This window comes from Haloferax prahovense DSM 18310 (genome assembly GCF_000336815.1).
Classification (GTDB): domain Archaea; phylum Halobacteriota; class Halobacteria; order Halobacteriales; family Haloferacaceae; genus Haloferax; species Haloferax prahovense.
Genome location: NZ_AOLG01000053.1, coordinates 13,919 through 30,078, shown reverse-complemented (window position 1 = coordinate 30,078; position 16,160 = coordinate 13,919). Strand labels below are relative to the sequence as shown.

The 16,160-nt window shown below is 63.9% G+C and carries 14 protein-coding genes; 8 read left to right on the top strand and 6 right to left on the bottom strand.

Annotated features, from left to right (window positions below; genetic code table 11):
• The first annotated feature begins 93 nt into the window (after positions 1–93).
• The 3 genes from C457_RS15515 to C457_RS15505 are packed head-to-tail and all read left to right on the top strand — an operon-like array spanning position 94 to position 3,373.
• On the top strand, positions 94–1,560 hold the full coding sequence (locus C457_RS15515; protein WP_049913648.1) for a hypothetical protein: 1,467 nt from the start codon (positions 94–96) through the stop codon (positions 1,558–1,560).
• Positions 1,557–2,234: an ABC transporter ATP-binding protein gene (locus tag C457_RS15510; RefSeq protein WP_008096114.1), complete on the top strand. Its 678-nt coding sequence runs from the start codon at positions 1,557–1,559 to the stop codon at positions 2,232–2,234. Before C457_RS15515 ends, C457_RS15510 begins: the two co-directional genes overlap by 4 nt.
• On the top strand, positions 2,231–3,373 hold the full coding sequence (locus C457_RS15505; RefSeq protein ID WP_008096113.1) for an ABC transporter permease: 1,143 nt from the start codon (positions 2,231–2,233) through the stop codon (positions 3,371–3,373). Before C457_RS15510 ends, C457_RS15505 begins: the two co-directional genes overlap by 4 nt.
• Before the next feature lie 105 nt (positions 3,374–3,478).
• Here C457_RS15505 and C457_RS20690 read toward each other — a convergent pair whose 3' ends face one another.
• The 5 genes from C457_RS20690 to C457_RS15485 form a co-directional block, all read right to left on the bottom strand.
• Positions 3,479–3,628: a DUF7535 family protein gene (locus tag C457_RS20690; protein ID WP_008096112.1), complete on the bottom strand. Its 150-nt coding sequence runs from the start codon at positions 3,626–3,628 to the stop codon at positions 3,479–3,481.
• Positions 3,629–3,737: 109 nt separating this feature from the next.
• Entirely contained in the window at positions 3,738–4,946 is a 1,209-nt protein-coding gene (locus tag C457_RS15500) for an MFS transporter (RefSeq protein ID WP_008096111.1), read from the bottom strand.
• 86 nt (positions 4,947–5,032) lie between these two features.
• A complete protein-coding gene (locus tag C457_RS15495) occupies positions 5,033–5,677 on the bottom strand; it encodes an SDR family oxidoreductase (RefSeq protein ID WP_008096110.1) in 645 nt (214 codons plus the stop codon).
• A gap of 81 nt (positions 5,678–5,758) precedes the next feature.
• Positions 5,759–7,171, bottom strand: a complete 1,413-nt coding sequence (locus C457_RS15490; RefSeq protein ID WP_008096109.1) for a PAS domain S-box protein — start codon at positions 7,169–7,171, stop codon at positions 5,759–5,761.
• 32 nt (positions 7,172–7,203) lie between these two features.
• Complete coding sequence (locus C457_RS15485; RefSeq protein ID WP_083864313.1) at positions 7,204–8,643, bottom strand: ATPase domain-containing protein; 1,440 nt, start codon at positions 8,641–8,643, stop codon at positions 7,204–7,206.
• Positions 8,644–8,752: 109 nt separating this feature from the next.
• On the opposite strand from C457_RS15485, the gene C457_RS15480 reads away from it, so the two are divergent.
• The 4 genes from C457_RS15480 to C457_RS15465 all read left to right on the top strand — a co-directional run bounded on the left by C457_RS15480 (position 8,753) and on the right by C457_RS15465 (position 13,281).
• The gene (locus C457_RS15480) at positions 8,753–9,436 is read left to right on the top strand and encodes a transcriptional regulator (RefSeq protein ID WP_008096103.1); all 684 of its coding nucleotides are present in this window, start codon (positions 8,753–8,755) and stop codon (positions 9,434–9,436) included.
• Positions 9,437–9,562: 126 nt separating this feature from the next.
• Positions 9,563–10,576 carry an NADP-dependent oxidoreductase gene (locus tag C457_RS15475; protein WP_008096101.1) on the top strand — a complete coding sequence of 338 codons (1,014 nt, stop codon included), beginning with the start codon at positions 9,563–9,565 and terminating at the stop codon, positions 10,574–10,576.
• A 161-nt stretch (positions 10,577–10,737) separates the two neighbouring features.
• Positions 10,738–11,949: an ABC transporter substrate-binding protein gene (locus tag C457_RS15470; protein WP_049913646.1), complete on the top strand. Its 1,212-nt coding sequence runs from the start codon at positions 10,738–10,740 to the stop codon at positions 11,947–11,949.
• Positions 11,950–12,033: 84 nt separating this feature from the next.
• Entirely contained in the window at positions 12,034–13,281 is a 1,248-nt protein-coding gene (locus C457_RS15465) for an ABC transporter substrate-binding protein (protein WP_008096098.1), read from the top strand.
• Between the two features lie 13 nt (positions 13,282–13,294).
• On the opposite strand, the gene arcD is transcribed toward C457_RS15465, so the two are convergent.
• The gene (arcD, locus tag C457_RS15460; protein WP_008096095.1) at positions 13,295–14,764 is read right to left on the bottom strand and encodes an arginine/ornithine antiporter ArcD; all 1,470 of its coding nucleotides are present in this window, start codon (positions 14,762–14,764) and stop codon (positions 13,295–13,297) included.
• Between the two features lie 373 nt (positions 14,765–15,137).
• Between arcD and C457_RS15455 the strand changes: the two genes are divergently transcribed.
• Positions 15,138–15,941 carry an IclR family transcriptional regulator gene (locus C457_RS15455; RefSeq protein WP_008096093.1) on the top strand — a complete coding sequence of 268 codons (804 nt, stop codon included), beginning with the start codon at positions 15,138–15,140 and terminating at the stop codon, positions 15,939–15,941.
• Positions 15,942–16,160 lie beyond the last annotated feature (219 nt).

Sequence of the window (16,160 nt, the reverse complement as noted above, 5' to 3'; positions counted from 1 at the left end):
GCCAGCCTCCGATGGCCATGTTCGAGTATTGCACTGCCAATCGAGTGGACGACGACTCGCACGTCGCCGGAGCGTAATCGAGGTGGAGTCTCGGTGAAGCGACTCTGCTCCGCTGTGTTCGCGTTGTTGTTGCTCACATCGTCGGTCGGTGCCGTCGCGAGTACGGCAGGTGCGACCCAAGTCGCCATCGATGCCGACGCGTCCGTGAGCGACCCCGCACCGGGCGAACCGTTCGAAGTCACCGTCAACCTGAGCAACGTCGGCGACGAGTCAGCCGAGGTGACCGACGTGTATCTCCGCGATCCGAGCGGGGCCGAATACGCGCGGGCTGAAGATCTCGGATCGCTCATCTCGGGACGCGAGATGAGCGTTCCCATGAGCGTCACCCTCGACGAAGAGGGGAGAAAACGGCTTACTGTTCAGGCGGCCGTTAGAGGACAAAGCGGTGAATACACACGGGTGAGCTACCCGATATACGTAGACGTCGAGACCCCTGACGAGGCCGCGATTTCGTTCGAATCCCTTGACCCCGTCGCGAGTGACGAGCGTTCCGTCGGGGTGACCGTCGCCAACGGTGACACCGACGCGATTTCGAACGTCAAGCTCACGCTCGGCGGCGACGCGAATGTGGACGACCCGAAGCGCGTGAGCGCCTCGCTCGCGCCCGGTTCGCAGGCCGACTACACGTACAACGTGACATTTCCCGAAGCCGGTGAGCACACGCTCCGCGCCACGGTCCAGTACAAAACCGCGACCGGAGCAACGCGGACAGCGACCGTCGAGAAGGCGGTGACCGCCGAAACCGCTGATATCGACACCGGTCTCACCGCGACGGTGGCCGAGTCGAACGGGTCGTCGGTCATTCAGACGACGCTCACAGAGTATGGGAACGTCGGCCTCACCGACGTTCAGTTCCGGGCGGTCGTCGACGGAACGGTGGTTGAACGCGCCCTCGTCTCGGACGTCGACCCCAAGTCGTCGCAGACGTTCGCACTCAGCGGGACCGACATTCCCACGGGTGCGGTAACCATTGTCGCCGCGTACACCGCCGGTGGTAACGCGCACACGACCGAAACGACCATCGACTACAACCCCCGCGAGTTGTCGAACATCGAACTGACCGGTATCGAAGCGACGCGGAGCGGTTCGACCGTCACGCTGAGCGGCGAAGCCGCGAACGTCGGGAGCAGTGACGCAGACTCCGTGCTCATGAGCGTCGGCGACGCCGCCGGGGTCAGCCCGGCCGCGCCGAACGGCGAGTACTTCGTCGGCACCGTCGAGTCGAGCGAGTTCGCCACGTTCGAACTGACTGCCGATACGGGTTCAAACGGCTCAGTCGACAGCCTTCCCGTCGAAATCCGCTACTCTGCGGGCGGTGAGCAGTTCGTCCGGACGGTCGCTGTCGACCTCGCATCGAGCGAGTCGGCCGCGCAAGGCGATGCGGCCGCGAGCAGTAGTTCCGGTGGTGGCAGCAGCGGTTTCTCCGTGGCGGCGCTCGGTCTCGCACTCACCGTTGCGGTCGGTGCTGCTGGTGTCTACTGGCGGCGACAACAGTCATGAGCGTCATCGAACTCGAGGATGTCATCAAGCGCTATCAGAGTGGTGTGGAAACGGTTGAGGCGCTCAAGGGCGTGGACTTCAGCGCCGACCGCGGCGAGATGGTCACCGTCATCGGCCCTTCGGGTTCGGGCAAGAGTACCATGCTCAACATGATCGGACTGCTCGATACGCCCACCGAGGGCCACGTCCACCTTGACGCCCGCGACGTGACCGACTTCAGCGAAGACGAACTCACCGAAGAACGTCGGACGGGAATCGGGTTCGTGTTCCAGGACTTCCACCTGCTTCCCATGCTGACGGCGGTCGAGAACGTCGAACTCCCCTCGATGTGGAACACCTCGGTAGACAGGCACGACCGCGCGGTTGAGTTGCTCCGTCGCGTCGGTCTCGGCGACCGCTTAGACCACACGCCCGACCAGTTGTCCGGCGGCCAACAACAGCGTGTCGCGGTCGCGCGGTCGCTCATCAACGAACCGGATATCCTCTTGGCCGACGAGCCCACGGGGAACCTCGACCAGGACACCGGTCAGACGATTCTCGAAGAACTGACGCGGCTGAAGGAAGACGAGAACGTCGCCATCGTCGCGGTCACCCACGACGACCAGATGCTCGACTACACCGACACCACCGTCCGCATCGTCGACGGCGTCATCCAAGAGGTGGCTCAGCCGTGAGTATCGCCGATTACCTGTGGCGGTATCCGAGCGCGCTCATGGCGTGGCGCAACCTCGGCCGCAACCGAACGCGAACGGTGCTGGCGGCACTCGGCATCGTCATCGGCGTGATTTCCATTGCGTCGCTCGGGATGGCGGGTGCAGCACTCCAACAGCAGGCGACCTCCGATCTCGGCTCTATCGGCGGTGATGTGACGGTTGCCTCCGGCGCGGACAGCGCCAGCGACGGCGTCACCCGAGCGCAGGTCGAAACGCTCCGAGACATCGTGAGTGACGCGGAGGTGGTCCCACAGAAGTCGAACTCGACGACGCTAACCGCGCGAAACGGCGAGGAGGCGCGGATGAGCGTCACGGGGGTGACGAACGCGGCCGCGCTGTACAACCTCACGAACGGCGACGCACCGAATCGGCTGGCTTCGGGGGCGCTCATCAGCAACGGCACCGCCGAGACACTCGACCTCGAACTCGGCGACCCCGTCGAGTACGACGGTCAGATATACCGCATCAGCGGGTTCCTCGAGGAGTCGGGTGGCTTCGGCGGCGGTGGCGGCCAACTCGTGTTGCCGATATCGGCGCTCTCTGAGCAGGACGGTTACGACACCGTGACCGTCGTCGCCGGCAATAGCGACGCGGCCACGGCCCTCGCTGACGTGATCGACTCCCAGTTCAACGAGGAAGACGACGAGGAGCTACGCGTGAGCACGTTCGGGAGCTTAGACAGCCTCGAAACGTTCCTGAACACGCTCAACTACGCGCTGCTCGCTATCGGTGCCATCTCGCTCGTCGTGGCGAGCGTCGCCATCCTCAACGTGATGCTGATGAGCACGGTCGAACGCCGCGGCGAAATCGGCGTCCTCCGGGCCGTCGGGATTCGCCGTGGTGAGGTGCTCCGGATGATTCTGACCGAGGCCGCCCTCATGGGTGCTGTCGGCGGGTTGATCGGGGCGCTCGGGTCGCTCCTGGTCGGGCTGGTCATGTTCCAGTTACTCACGGGTGACGCGATGGCCGTGTTCAACTGGAGCAGCTCTCAGTACCTCCTGTTCGGGTTCGCATTCGCCGTCGTGGCGAGCGTCCTGAGCGGTGTCTACCCCGCGTGGAAGGCCGCCAACGACCGCCCGGTCGACGCGCTTCGGAGCTGAGGCGTCGACCCCGTTTCGCCGACACCCGTCGGGGGGTTCGGACTCGGACGTCAAACGGGTGGAAAAACACGTGCTGACGTGCGGCCTAGAGGGAGAGGAACGCGCCTAATGGAACGCTCTCCACACCAGACCGAGGAGGATGAACGGTACGAACGGTATCATGAGCACCGAAATCCCAGCGACGAGGAGCGTCCCGATGAGGCTCATCTCGGTGTTCGAGTAATCGGTTCGAACGGGGTTGACTGCGCGGGCCATACGTACCCGTCGGATTTCCTCATACATAATGTAACTGGATAGTTAATATATAAATGGTCGCGGGAACGGGGACGGTAGTTGTGGGTGAAAACACGGCACGACGGTAGGCTCACACCCGACTCGGTTCAGGCGCTCGAAGCGCCAACAGGACGCCGGCGATGGCGACGCCCCCGGCGGCGACGAACGCCGGCGCGTATCCCGCGTAGTCGATAATCGCGCCGGCGGCGATGGGGGCGGCGAACGCGCCCAGGAGGCCGACGCTCGTCAGGAGTGAGACGGCCGTGGTCCGCACCGCGGGGGCGACGAGTTCGGCGATGTACGAGAAGATGAGCCCCGTCACGAGTTGGATGGCGAAGCCGACGACGACGACCGCGCCGACGACGAGGCTGAGTTCCGAGACGAACGCGAACGCGACGACCGCCGGCGTGGCGACGGCGAACGACGAGACGATGACGCGACGGCGACGACCGCCGAACACGCGGTCGGTGACCACGCCGCTACTCGACCGTGCGACCGCGCCGATGGCGGGGAACAGCGCGGTCAAGAGGCCGCTCGCGGCCAGCGAGATTTCGAACTCGCTGGCGAGGAAACTCGGCAGCCACGTGTTGACGAAGAGGTACAGCGAGTAGGCGAGAAAACAGAGCGCGCAGACGGTCCAGACCGCCCGGCTGCCGAACAGTTCGCGGAGCGCCGCCCGGTCGGGTGCGGGCGCGTCGACGCCGGGGACGCGCCGGCGGGTCGCGAGCAAGAAAACCACGACGCCGACGACGGCGACCGCGGCGTACAGCGGGAGAATCGCGGGCCACCCGGCGACGTTCGCGATGAGCGGGCTCCCGAACTGTCCGAGGGCGAAGCCGACGGGCGCGCTCGCGGTGAACACGCCGACCGCGGTCGCGCGCTGTTCCGGGGGGACCGCGCTGCCGACCACGTTCGCGCCCGCGTTCCAGAACGTGACGTACGCGAGCCCGCCGAGCACCCGTGAGACGAGGAGCCAGCCGTACGCCCCGGCGGTGGCCGCGTACCAGCCCCACCCGCCGGCGACGACGAGGGCGACGGTCGCGAGCGCGACCACGCGGCGCACCGAAAAGCGGTCGAGGACGACGCCGATGGGGACGCTCGTGACGACCGCCGTCGCGTACATGATGCTCACGAGCCAGCCTGCCGCGCTCGCGCTCAGCCCGAGGGACTCTTGAATCACCGGCAGCACGCTCGCCGGGGCGATTTCGTAGGCCGCCGCCGCCGTCGAAAGCAGGAAGAAGCCGACGACGATGCCCAGTATCTCGCGTCGCGTGCCCGCCGTGTCCGGTGTCGTACTCACGGTTTCACAACGTGCACGTTGGGAGCGTATGAAACCGCCTGATGTCGGTCCGCTTTCGGCTCGCGGTGACCGCGAGCCTCACCGACTCAGTCGTCTCCGCGGAGCGCCCGTTCGATGGGCGTCTCGCCACCCGTGAGATGCAGCGTCTCGCCGACCGTCCGGTCGATGTCAAGACAGGCGACGACCGCCTGCGCCACGTCGGCCCGCGGAATCTCGGGCGTGTCGCCGTCGAGACTCTCGACGGTCAGCGAGACGGCCTCGGTGCCGTCCGCGTCGGTAAGCCTCGTGGGGCGGAGAATCGTCGCATCGAGCGACGACTGTTTGAGGTAGTCGTCCGCGCAGCGCTTGGCGACCAGGTACGGGCGTAGGGGCTCGGGCCCCGCGAGCGGGTCGCCAGCACCGATGGAGCTCACCATCACGAAGCGGTCGATGCCCGCCTCGACGCAGGCGTCGACTACCCGTCGAGCGCCCCAGAGGTCGACCATGAGCGTCTTGTCCGCGCCGGTCGACCCGCCGGAGCCGGCGGTGAACACGACCGCGTCGGCCCCATCGAGCGCCGCTTCGAAGTCGCCTTCGAGGTCACCCAGTCGCGGCTCGCCGCCGCGGTCGCGGACCGCCTCGAACTGCGATTCGTCCCGGACGACGCCGATGGGGTCGTGGCCGGCGTCCGCGAGCCGGGGGAGGAGCTGTCGTCCGATACCGCCGTTCGCGCCGATGACTGCGACCTGCATGGTTCGCCGTCGCGTAGTCGGCCGGGCCAGATAGGGGCTGGGGTCGGCGAAGGTGAAGGTGGTCCGCGAGAACAGCGCGACTCAGTCCGCAGGTTGCGGGAGCGAGACCGTGACCACACTTCCCCGAGTGCTGTCGGTGCTGATATCGAGCTCGCCGCCGATACCGTCGACGACGGAGTTCACCATCCACAGACCGAGCCCGCTCCCGTGACGTAACGCGGTCTCTTCGCCTTCGAGCATCGCAAGCTCCTGTTCGGAGATACCGGTTCCACGGTCTTCGATCCGAACCGTTACGGCTGATTGTGCCTCAGTTACGGAGATGTCGACGAGCGGCGCGTCCTGCGTCGAGTGGACGATCGCGTTCTCACAGAGTTCGTACAGCGCGGTCTGCAGATACGAGTTTCCGAAGACGTGCGCACTCTCAGGGGCGGTCAGCTCGATTCGCGCATGCGGATACTCGTCGGAGAGCGCTGCTCGAATTCGGTCGAGTACCGCAACGACGTCAAGTGACTGTAACTCATCTCCCGCCTGGAGCGCGTTACTGACGGTTCTGGACTTCTCGCTGAGATCGAGCAACTCTTTGGAGCGGTCGACGACCTTCGCTGCGAACGCACTGACGTCGTCGTCGGCCGTCGATTCGGAGATGAGTTCGCCGTACCCGCTGACGACGTTTATGCTGTTTCGGATGTTGTGTCGCAACACCCGATTGAGTACACGGATCTGCTTTTGTCGCCGGACCCGTTCGGAGATGTCTCGAATTAACAGCAGCACCGACTGTTGTTCGGCGTGTTCGATCGCCGCTGCAGAGGCCTCGGCGTGGACGCTCTGTCCCCACTGTGTGGTACAGATGAGTGTTTTCGTGACGCCAGCATCCTGTTGGGAGAGGTGCTCGGTGAACTCGGTGAACTCACAGCCGTCTTCGAACTGGATGACGCCCGACGGGTCGAGTCGCTGTAGTTCGAACTTGGAGTAGCCGAAGAGTTCGCAAGCGGCCCTGTTGCACTCGACGATCTCGTTCGACTCGACATCGACGACGATGATGGCCTCCTCTGCGGACTCGAACAGCCGTTCGTATCGCGCTTCGATTTGTTCGTACTGGGTCGTCAGCTTTCGAGATTGTACCCGTCGGATACAGAGATTTTCGAGACGATAGTTGAGGACCTGCTCGTTGATCGGTGCAGCGACGATATCGTCGACGACGGCCTGCTCTCGCTGCCACACCTGCTGTGTACCCCCGAGGCTGAACGAGGAGTCCTGACGCTTGATCACCACGACCGGACAAAACGTCGGATGTTCGGCCTGTTTGTGCGCTAATAGCTGAGAGCCGTATTTCGGGAGGAGGCGGTCTTCAATCAGGTAGCACGACGCGGGTTGAATCTCGTCGTCGACGACGACATCGTACTCCGACAACAGCAGGTCGCGGATTGCTGATTGGTCTTGTTCACCACTCACGAGCAACTGAACCGTCGTCTCGTCGTGTCTCGTCTCAAACATCAGTTAAGACCGCCAAACAGTCGTGGGACAGCTCACTCGTCGAAGAGTCCGCGAGTGATGTCTGGGGCCGTCTCAAAGGGCCCGTGCAGTTGCAGCCCCTGTGCATCTTCGATCGTGAACCGGTGAAACTGGTTATCGAAATCGCCGAGGCGCTTTTTCAGCACGCCAATCATCCGTTCCATCCCTCCTGCCTGCTCGACGTACGACAGAAACACGACGTTGTCCGCCAGGTAGCTGGCACCTGCGCTCGTCGGCGACTCAACCCCGGTCACTCTGCCAACTTCGTCTGTGATGATGACCGAAATATCTCGCTGCTTCAACGTCCGTGTGAGTGTGTGAAGCCGTCGGACGAGTTGCATGTCAGCACCCCGAATCGACATCTTGTAGCCCGCAATGCCATCGATCAGCACGACCTCTGGATCCCGTCGTTCAACGGCATCGAGCACGAGTTGTGCGAACTCTTCAGGCGAGCGTACGAGCGGTTCGATACCGTGTAGCTCCAACAGCCCGCGATCGACGAGGTCTCCGACAGGCGTCCCGAGTTTTTCAGCACGGTAGCTGAACTGGTCCGTCGACTCCTCGAAGAGGAACCCGAGGGTGGTTTTGCCTTGGCTGGCAACGCCGTGTAAGAACTGTGTTCCAGTCGTCGTCTTCCCGACGCCGCTCGGGCCGCTAATGAACGTTACAGAGCCCTCTCGGATACCGCCCCCCAGCAGTGCATCGAGACTGTCGTTCCCCGAAGTGAGGACGTTCGGGTCGAACGGCGTTGTTCGCTGTTGGGGGGCGATCCGCGGATACACTTCGAGCCCCTGCGCGCGGATCTCAAGTCCGTGTGTCCCAGCCTCCTGACCGAGCCCGCGGTGTTTCTTCACTTCGAATCGGCGTCCAGCAGCTCCATTTGTGAGATCGAGCAGTCCGTCACTCAGCGACTCGGCGTCCTCCGGCCAGTTCCCGCTGTCGTCACTTCTGGTCGTGAGTGTCCCGACGACTGTCGTCTCTCGGTCACGGAGATACCGCATGAGCGACAGGAGACGTTTACGGTACTGGTACTGGTCTGTCTCGATATACTTGAGCTGCGTTATCGGATCGATGAGTATGCGTGACGGATTGTACTCCTCGATCGCGTGCATGATGTCTTCGGTGAGTCGTTCCGACTGTACATCACCCGGCTCGACGAGATCGTACGATTGGTCTTCGGTGAAAAACTCGGTTTCCGGGCCGAGGTCGAGAAAATGCGCCCCAGAAATGTCGATATCGACTTGCTTCGCATTCAGCAAGACGTTCGCTTTCGATTCTTCACCGTGCATATAGACAACCGATTCACCCGCCTCGAGACCGGCTTCGAGGAAATGTGCACCAAGCAGCGATTTTCCGGCACCTGGCTCGCCTCTCACCAGATACATTCTTCCCCTGGCAAACCCTCCATGAAGAACCGTATCCAGCCCGGGGATTCCTGAACTGATGCTGTCCATCGTTTCTATCTCCGTGTACCAGAGTATATTCGTTCTGGTACCGGACTGGTACACATGTGAAAGTATACCAACACATGGCCTATAACACCGGCTCGCTGTATATGAGATAATGGAACGAGACAGGATCGAAGCGGCACGCTCGTTCGTCCTCAGTTCCAAATACCGAAAGCACGTGCTAAAGGGGTTGGCGAGAGCTACCCTTGCGACCCCAACCGAACTCGCAGAAAACACGGCGCTCCAACGGTCACATCTCTCCAGGGCGATTTCGGAGTTACGCGAGGAGGACATTGTGGAACTCCACGCGCCAGAAGAGCGAACTGTTGGACGATACTACGGGCTGACTGATTTCGGTGAGGAGGCGTGGGAGCATCTCCGTACGGACATTCTACAGGTGGAGTGGCAGGACCCCGATCCGACGACTGAGACAAGCAGCCGGCTCGTCGAAACAGTAACCCACCGACTCGGAGACAAACTCCGGTTCGTCGGCATGTACGATGGAGATGCAGCCAGACTCTTGTACGCCGATGATGACGCACTCGCCGAGTACACAGAACAGGAACTGACAGACGGTGCCCGAGAACTGGCGTTTCGCCGGGTTAATTTAGATCTGAATATCCCAAATAAAGAGTGCTGGGCACAGGTGTACTTTTTCGACCCGGAAGCATTACTCATCGCCCAAGACTCGGATGGAACCTTGTATTCCGTCAGTTTCGCACCGTACCAAGATGTCGATATCGCTGGCCTTCTGGACACGATCGAGTCGACGGTTCTGCAGACGGGACACGGCGATTGACGTCCGCTCCGCGCTCAGACAGCGCAAAACGACAGACAGTTCCTCGCCACCCAACACCGCCCCGTCGAACCGGACGGTGCTGCTGGAAGCAACACCGTCGTTACCGTCGGGGGTTGGTGTTCGAGTATGCGAGAGACGAACCGCGAGTGGATTTTTGCCGAGCGCCCCGAGGGCGAACCGGACATGGACAGTTTCGAACTCCGCGAGGGAGAGGTCCCGGACCCGCGACACGGGGAACTCCTCGTGCGCGTGCGATACCTCTCTGTCGACCCGTACATGCGCGGCCGGATGCGAGACACGGAGTCTTATGCCGACCCGTGGTCGGTCGGCGAGCCGCTACAGGGCGGCGTCGTCGGCGAAGTCGTCGAAAGCGAAAGCGAGGCGTACGACGCCGGCGACTTCGTGACCGGCAACGGCACGTGGGCCGACTACACCGTCCTCGACGCCAGCGAGGTCGCGCCCGTCGACCCCTCGGTCGCGGACCTCCCCGCCTATCTCGGCGTGCTCGGGATGCCCGGCCGGACGGCGTACTTCGGCCTGCTCGAGGTGGGCGACCCCTCGCCCGGCGAGACGGTCGTCGTGTCCGGCGCGGCCGGCGCGGTCGGCTCCGTCGTCGGCCAGATTGCCAAGTTCAACGGCTGTCGCGTCGTCGGCTTCGCGGGCTCCGACGAGAAGGTGTCGTGGCTCACCGACGACCTCGGCTTCGACGCCGCAATCAACTACAAGGACGTCGACGACTACCGGGCTGCGCTCGACGACGCCGCGCCCGACGGCGTCGACGTCTACTTCGACAACGTCGGCGGCCCCATCACCGACGCGGTGTTCACGAAGCTGAACCTCGACGCCCGCGTCGCCGTCTGCGGACAGATCGCCCACTACAACGACGAGGGCGTGCCGACCGGCCCGCGAAAGCTCCCACAGCTCATCGCGCCGCGCGCGAAGGTGCAGGGACTGCTCGTCGGCGACTACGCGACGCGATTCGGCCAGGCGAGCGAACAGCTCGGGTCGTGGGTCGCCTCGGGCGACCTCGAACACCGCGAGACCGTCGTCGACGGGCTGGAGAACGCGCCCGACGCGTTCCTCGGCCTGTTCTCCGGCGACAACATCGGCAAGCAGGTCGTCGCCGTGTCGGAACCTTAACGCGCGGCTTCGCCGCCGGGCGTCGTCGGGGCGACGGCCGCAAACTGAGACTCGGTGTCGAACACACTTCGAGCGGCCGCGCTGGGTGGGACGCGACAGCAGCGGCGGCCAACACCGCGGAACCGAAGTGATTATGTTGGTTTAGGCGAGCCTAAAAATGCATGCCAACAGATGACAACGGACGCGGAGGTCCGACGCGACGAGACTACGTGAAGTACGGTGGGGCGGTCCTCGGCGGCGGGTTGTTTGCCGGCTGCTCGCAGCGCGACTCGACCGCGACGCAGACTGAGACCGCAACGCAGACCGCGACACCGACGGCAACCGAGACGGCCACGCCGGAAGACACGTCGTACACGGTGACGATGGCTCCCGCCGGCGACGTTGCGTTCGACGCCGTTCCGGAGACGTGGATGGCGTACTACAGCAACTACGGCGACATGGGCATCGCCCTCGGCAAACTCGATTCGCTGGAGGCGCTCGTCTACCGCGAGGGGTGGCCGCTGCAGTTCTACGACACGCTTCCCGGCGTCGACGTCTCGTTTGATGGCGTCCGTCAGCTCTCGTCGGGGACGTTCGACAAAGAGGTGTTCTACGAACTCGACGCCGACGTGCACCTGCTCGACCCCCACTTCGTCAGCCTGAAACACGACGGCTTTTCGGCCGCGGACTTCGACGAAATCGCGTCGAACGTCGGCCCGGTGGTCGGCAACTACATCCGGCGGCACGGCCAGGACTGGCACGACTACGAGTACTACTCGCTGTACGAGGCGTTCGAGAAAGTCGCCGAGGTGTTCCACGAACGCGAGCGCTACGAGGGGATACGGACGGTCCACGACACGCTCATCGCCGACATCCAGGCGAAGCTCCCCCCGGAGCGCGAGCGCCCCGAAATCGGCCTCATTTCGTCGTTCTCCGACTTCTCGGAGGGGTCGCTCGACGCGTACCCCATCGGTGCCGGAAACGGGAAAAAGCAGTATCAAGACCTCGGCATCGTCGATGGGTTCGGTCCCCACATCGACGGGAGTTACGCGAGTTGGGACTACGAGCAGTTGCTCGAAGCCGACCCGGACATCCTGGTCTTCCCGTACGGCTTCGCCAGTCTCTCACACAGCGAGTTCGAGGCACGGATGGAGCAGCTTCGCGACCACCCACTCGGCCAGCAGCTCACCGCGGTCCAAAACGACCGGCTCTACCGCGGCGGCACGTCGTATCAGGGACCGATCATCAACCTCATCCAGACCGAAATCGTGGCCAAGCAGTTCTATCCCGAACAGTTCGGCGCGTGGGAAGGCATCGAGACCCTTCACGACGAGGACGCACAGCTGTTCGACCACCAGCGCGTCGCCGACATCATCACCGGAGCGGTGTCGTAAGCCGACTGTTCAGCTCGTGCCAATGATTTTTAGCCCCGCCTAAACTTCGAAGCATCTATATTGGTTTAGGTGGCCCTAATTCGTATGAACGAGACCGACGAGAACGCGGGTCCGACGCGGAGAGACTACCTGAAGTACGGTGGCGCACTTCTCAGTGGGGGACTCCTCGCAGGGTGTGCCGGGCAGTCGGGCGATACGACGTCGACGACGACGGCGACCGAGACAGCCACGGAGACCGAGACCGAGACGGACACCGCCGAGACGACGACCGCGACGCCCGAATCGAGCTACGAGGCCGAACTGTCGCCGGTCGGGACGGTCACACTGGACGAGCCGCCGACGAACGTGTTCACCCACTTCCCGTGGTTCCCGGACATGGCGAGCGCGCTCGGGCAGGGCGACACCGTCAACAACCTCTGGTGGGACGGCACCGTCGCGGGCCTGGAGTACTTCACCGCCGGCTTCGACGACTTCGACATCGAGTGGGCTGACGCCGCGGGCGAGTACGGCTTCACGAAAGAGCGGCTGTACGAACTCGACAGCGACCTCCACCTCGTCGACCCCGCGTGGGTGTCCACGCAGGACAACTGGAACCAAGCCGACATCGACGAGGTCGCGGACAACATCGGCCCGTGGTTCGGCAACTACTACAGCAACTTCAACGCCGCGCCCCCGGAGGAGTGGGCCGACGGCTACGAGCACTACGACCTCTGGGAGCTGTTCGACCGCGTCGCGTCGCTGTACGGCGAGCGCGAGCGCTACGAGGCCCTGCAGTCCGTCCGCGACGAGCAGCTCACCACCGTCGAAGACGGGCTTCCGGGCGACTCCGAGCGCCCGACCGCCGCGTACCTCTCTCTCTCGACCGACCTCTCGAGCATCTATCTCCTTCGCCTGAACGCGCCCGGCTACTGGAACGCTCACACGCGGCCGCTCGGCGCGGTCGACGCCTTCGGCGACGAGGAGTTCACGGGGCCGTTCCAGGAGGTCGATATGGAGGCGCTGTTGGAGGCCGACCCCGACGTGATTCTGTCGCTGTGGACGGTCACCGAAACCGTCGACTTCGACGGGCTGAAACAGAACCTCCGGGACGACCCGGTCGGCCGCGAACTGGCCGCCGTCCAGAACGACCGCGTCTACCCGCAGGGTACCCGGTGGCAGGGCCCGCTCATGAACCTGTTCCAGACCGAGATGACCGCCAAACAGCTGTATCCCGACCAGTTCGGCGACTGGCCGACCTACCAGGACGGCGACGACTACCCCGACTTCGGGGCCGACGAACAGTTGTTCGACCACGGGCGAGTCGAGGAAATCGTCGCGGGCGAGAATCTGTAGGGGCGGTTCCTCGTCAGTCGTCGGTCGACGAGGGCGAGCCGGGACGGTCGCCGGCGTCATCGGGGGCCGCGCCAGGTTGGTAGGTGATCTGCCAGCCGGTCACGCCCATGAGGAGCAAGACGAGCGGCGACAGCAGGCCGAAGAAGTAGTACGGCGCGTACTCGAGGGTCCCGACGCCGAGCGTACCGGCCATGAACAGCGCCCCACTGTTCCACGGGATGAGCGCGCTCGTGGTCGTCCCCGCGGACTCGATGGCCCGCGAGAGGTTCTCGCTTTGGAGTCCCTGTTCCTCGTAGAGATTCCGGAGCGTGATGCCCGGGACGACGATGCTGATGTACTGCTCGGCGGCGAGGACGTTCATCGACACCGCGGAGACGGCGGTCACGCCGGTCAGGCTCGCGACACCGCGGCTCAGTCGGCCGAGGTGGTGTGCAAGCACGGCGAGGATGCCGGCGCGTTCGAGCATCCCGCCGAGCGACAGCGCTGCGATGGCGATGGTGACGACCCACGCGCCGCCGATCATACCCCCGCTGGCCAGCAGGCCATCGACGAGTTCCATCCCGGTCGACGGCGAGGTCCCCGACTGCGCGATGGACCACACGGCCCCGAAGGCGGTTCCCTGCATCACGACCGAGGTGATTGCGCCCGCGAACACGCCCGCGCCGAGCGCCGGCAACGCGGGAACGCCGTAGAGCGCGAGACCGAACGTGATGATGAGCGGGGCGAAGGTGAGCACCGAGATCGCGTACGACCCGGTGAGCGCGCCCTGAATCTCGGCGATGCGTCCCACCGGGATGTTTCCGGAGGCTTGGACGCCGAGGACGGCGTACAGCACGACGGCGATGCCGAACGCGACGAGGGAACTGTCGCGCATGGCGTTGACGTGGTCGAACAGGTCGGTGTTCGTGACGGCGGCCGCGAGGTTCGTCGTGTCCGAAAGCGGCGACTGTTTGTCGCCCATGTACGCTCCTGAGAGGATGGCACCCGCGGTCATCGGGGCTGGAATCCCCAGTCCGGCGCCGATGCCGATAAACGAGACGCCGAGCGTGCCGGCGGCCGTCCACGACGACCCGATTGCGAACGTGACGATCGACGCGAGCACCGCCGTGATGGGCAGGAATATCGTCGGCGTCAGCAGGTCGAGGCCGTAGTACATCAGGCTCGGAATCGTCCCCGCGGCGACCCACGTCGCGATGAGCGCGTAGACGACGAACATGATGAGGATAACCTGAATCCCCATGTGGAGGCTGTCGGTGATGCCGTCGTAGAGGTCCGCCCAGGAGATGCCCAGCCAGTACCGACTGAACAGCCCGGTGAAGGTGATGCCCCAAAACAGGGGGAACTGCGGGTCGAGGCCGTAGACGACGATGCCGACACCGAGGAAGACGAGCATCCCGAAGACGGGGACCAACGCTTCGAGCAGCGACGGTCGCTCGTCGGCGTCGAGTTCCTCGTACAGGCGGGGCTCGAACGCTAACCCCATCGTGGCACCTCCACCGGTCGCCGTCTATCGCCCGCCCGACTCGTCGGTGTTCCGCCGACGAGTCCGCCCGAGACCGGGGCGGCGCGGTCGGCGCATACCGTTGGTCCGCGTTCACCGACCGTCGTTGGAAGCCGATACGTGCGCGCTCGCACCCGGCCCACCGCGGGCGTGTCCCGGCGGCGGCCAGATGGTTGATAATCCATACCACTCGAACAATCATGAATGTCCCATATAAATTTTTATTTGGAGATTTTGGCGCGTAATGTTTGAGAAAGACAAACACGATTGCGTCGATAGCAGACAAACGGCGTTATCAGTCGAATCGTAGTTTGATATAACAGAACTAATGGCACTCCACCGAGTCCGGGTTCGTATGGACGACAGTCGCCCCGCGGACGGCCCGCGTCGAATCAAATCCGTACAGACGGCGAGCGAGATTCTGGCCGCGATACAGCGACGGCCCGACCCGACGTTCAGCGACGTCTGCGACGAACTCGACGCCTCGAAGGGGACCGTCCACACCTATCTCGCGACGCTCGAAGAAGAAGGATTCGTGGCGAAGGTCGACGGCCGCTATCGCCTCGGCCTCCGACTGGTCACGATGGGCGAAACCGTGCGCAACGAGACGCCGCTGTACCGCGCGGGACAACTCGAGGTGGACAAGCTCGCGGACGAGACCAGCGAGTACGTCCACCTGACGGTCGTCTCCCGCGGCAAGGAGGTGACCATCTACGAGAGTCGCGGCGACAACGCGGTCGCGACGGACTATCACCTGCGGATGCGCGAGGCCCCGCAGTACCTCCATTGTACGGCGACCGGGAAGGCGATGCTCGGCCACTTCGACGACGACCGCGTCCGCGACATCATCGACGATCAGGGGCTCGTCGAGCAGACCGACAACACCATCTCCGACACCGACCGGCTGTTCGACGAACTCGAGCGGATTCGCGAGCGAGGCTACGCGGTCAACGACGAAGAGGAACTTCGCGGCATGCGCTCTATCGGCGCGCCGATTCGCGGTGTCGACGGCGACGTCTGCGGGGCGGTCAGCGTTACTGCGCCGACGAGCCGACTCTCCGGGGACCGCTTTCGGTCGGAAATCCCCGAACTCGTGATGCAGGCGGCGAACATCATCGAGGTGAACCTCGAAACGACCACGTTCGACCCGTCCCGATGACCCGGACTTTGACGATGCCAAACGCCCTGTGACGCCGGCGCGTGGCGAGTTTCTTCACGAGGGGCTCCCTCGGCGCGAACCGCCGCCGATTCGCGACCTGCGACGCGTTCGCACGCGCCGAGATAGTTCGTTATTACCAAACTACTCTCTCAAAGAATCAGACGATTGGTTGCTGAGTGATGATTTTAAGGTCGTTACTCATCTTTCTAGGTAGATTTA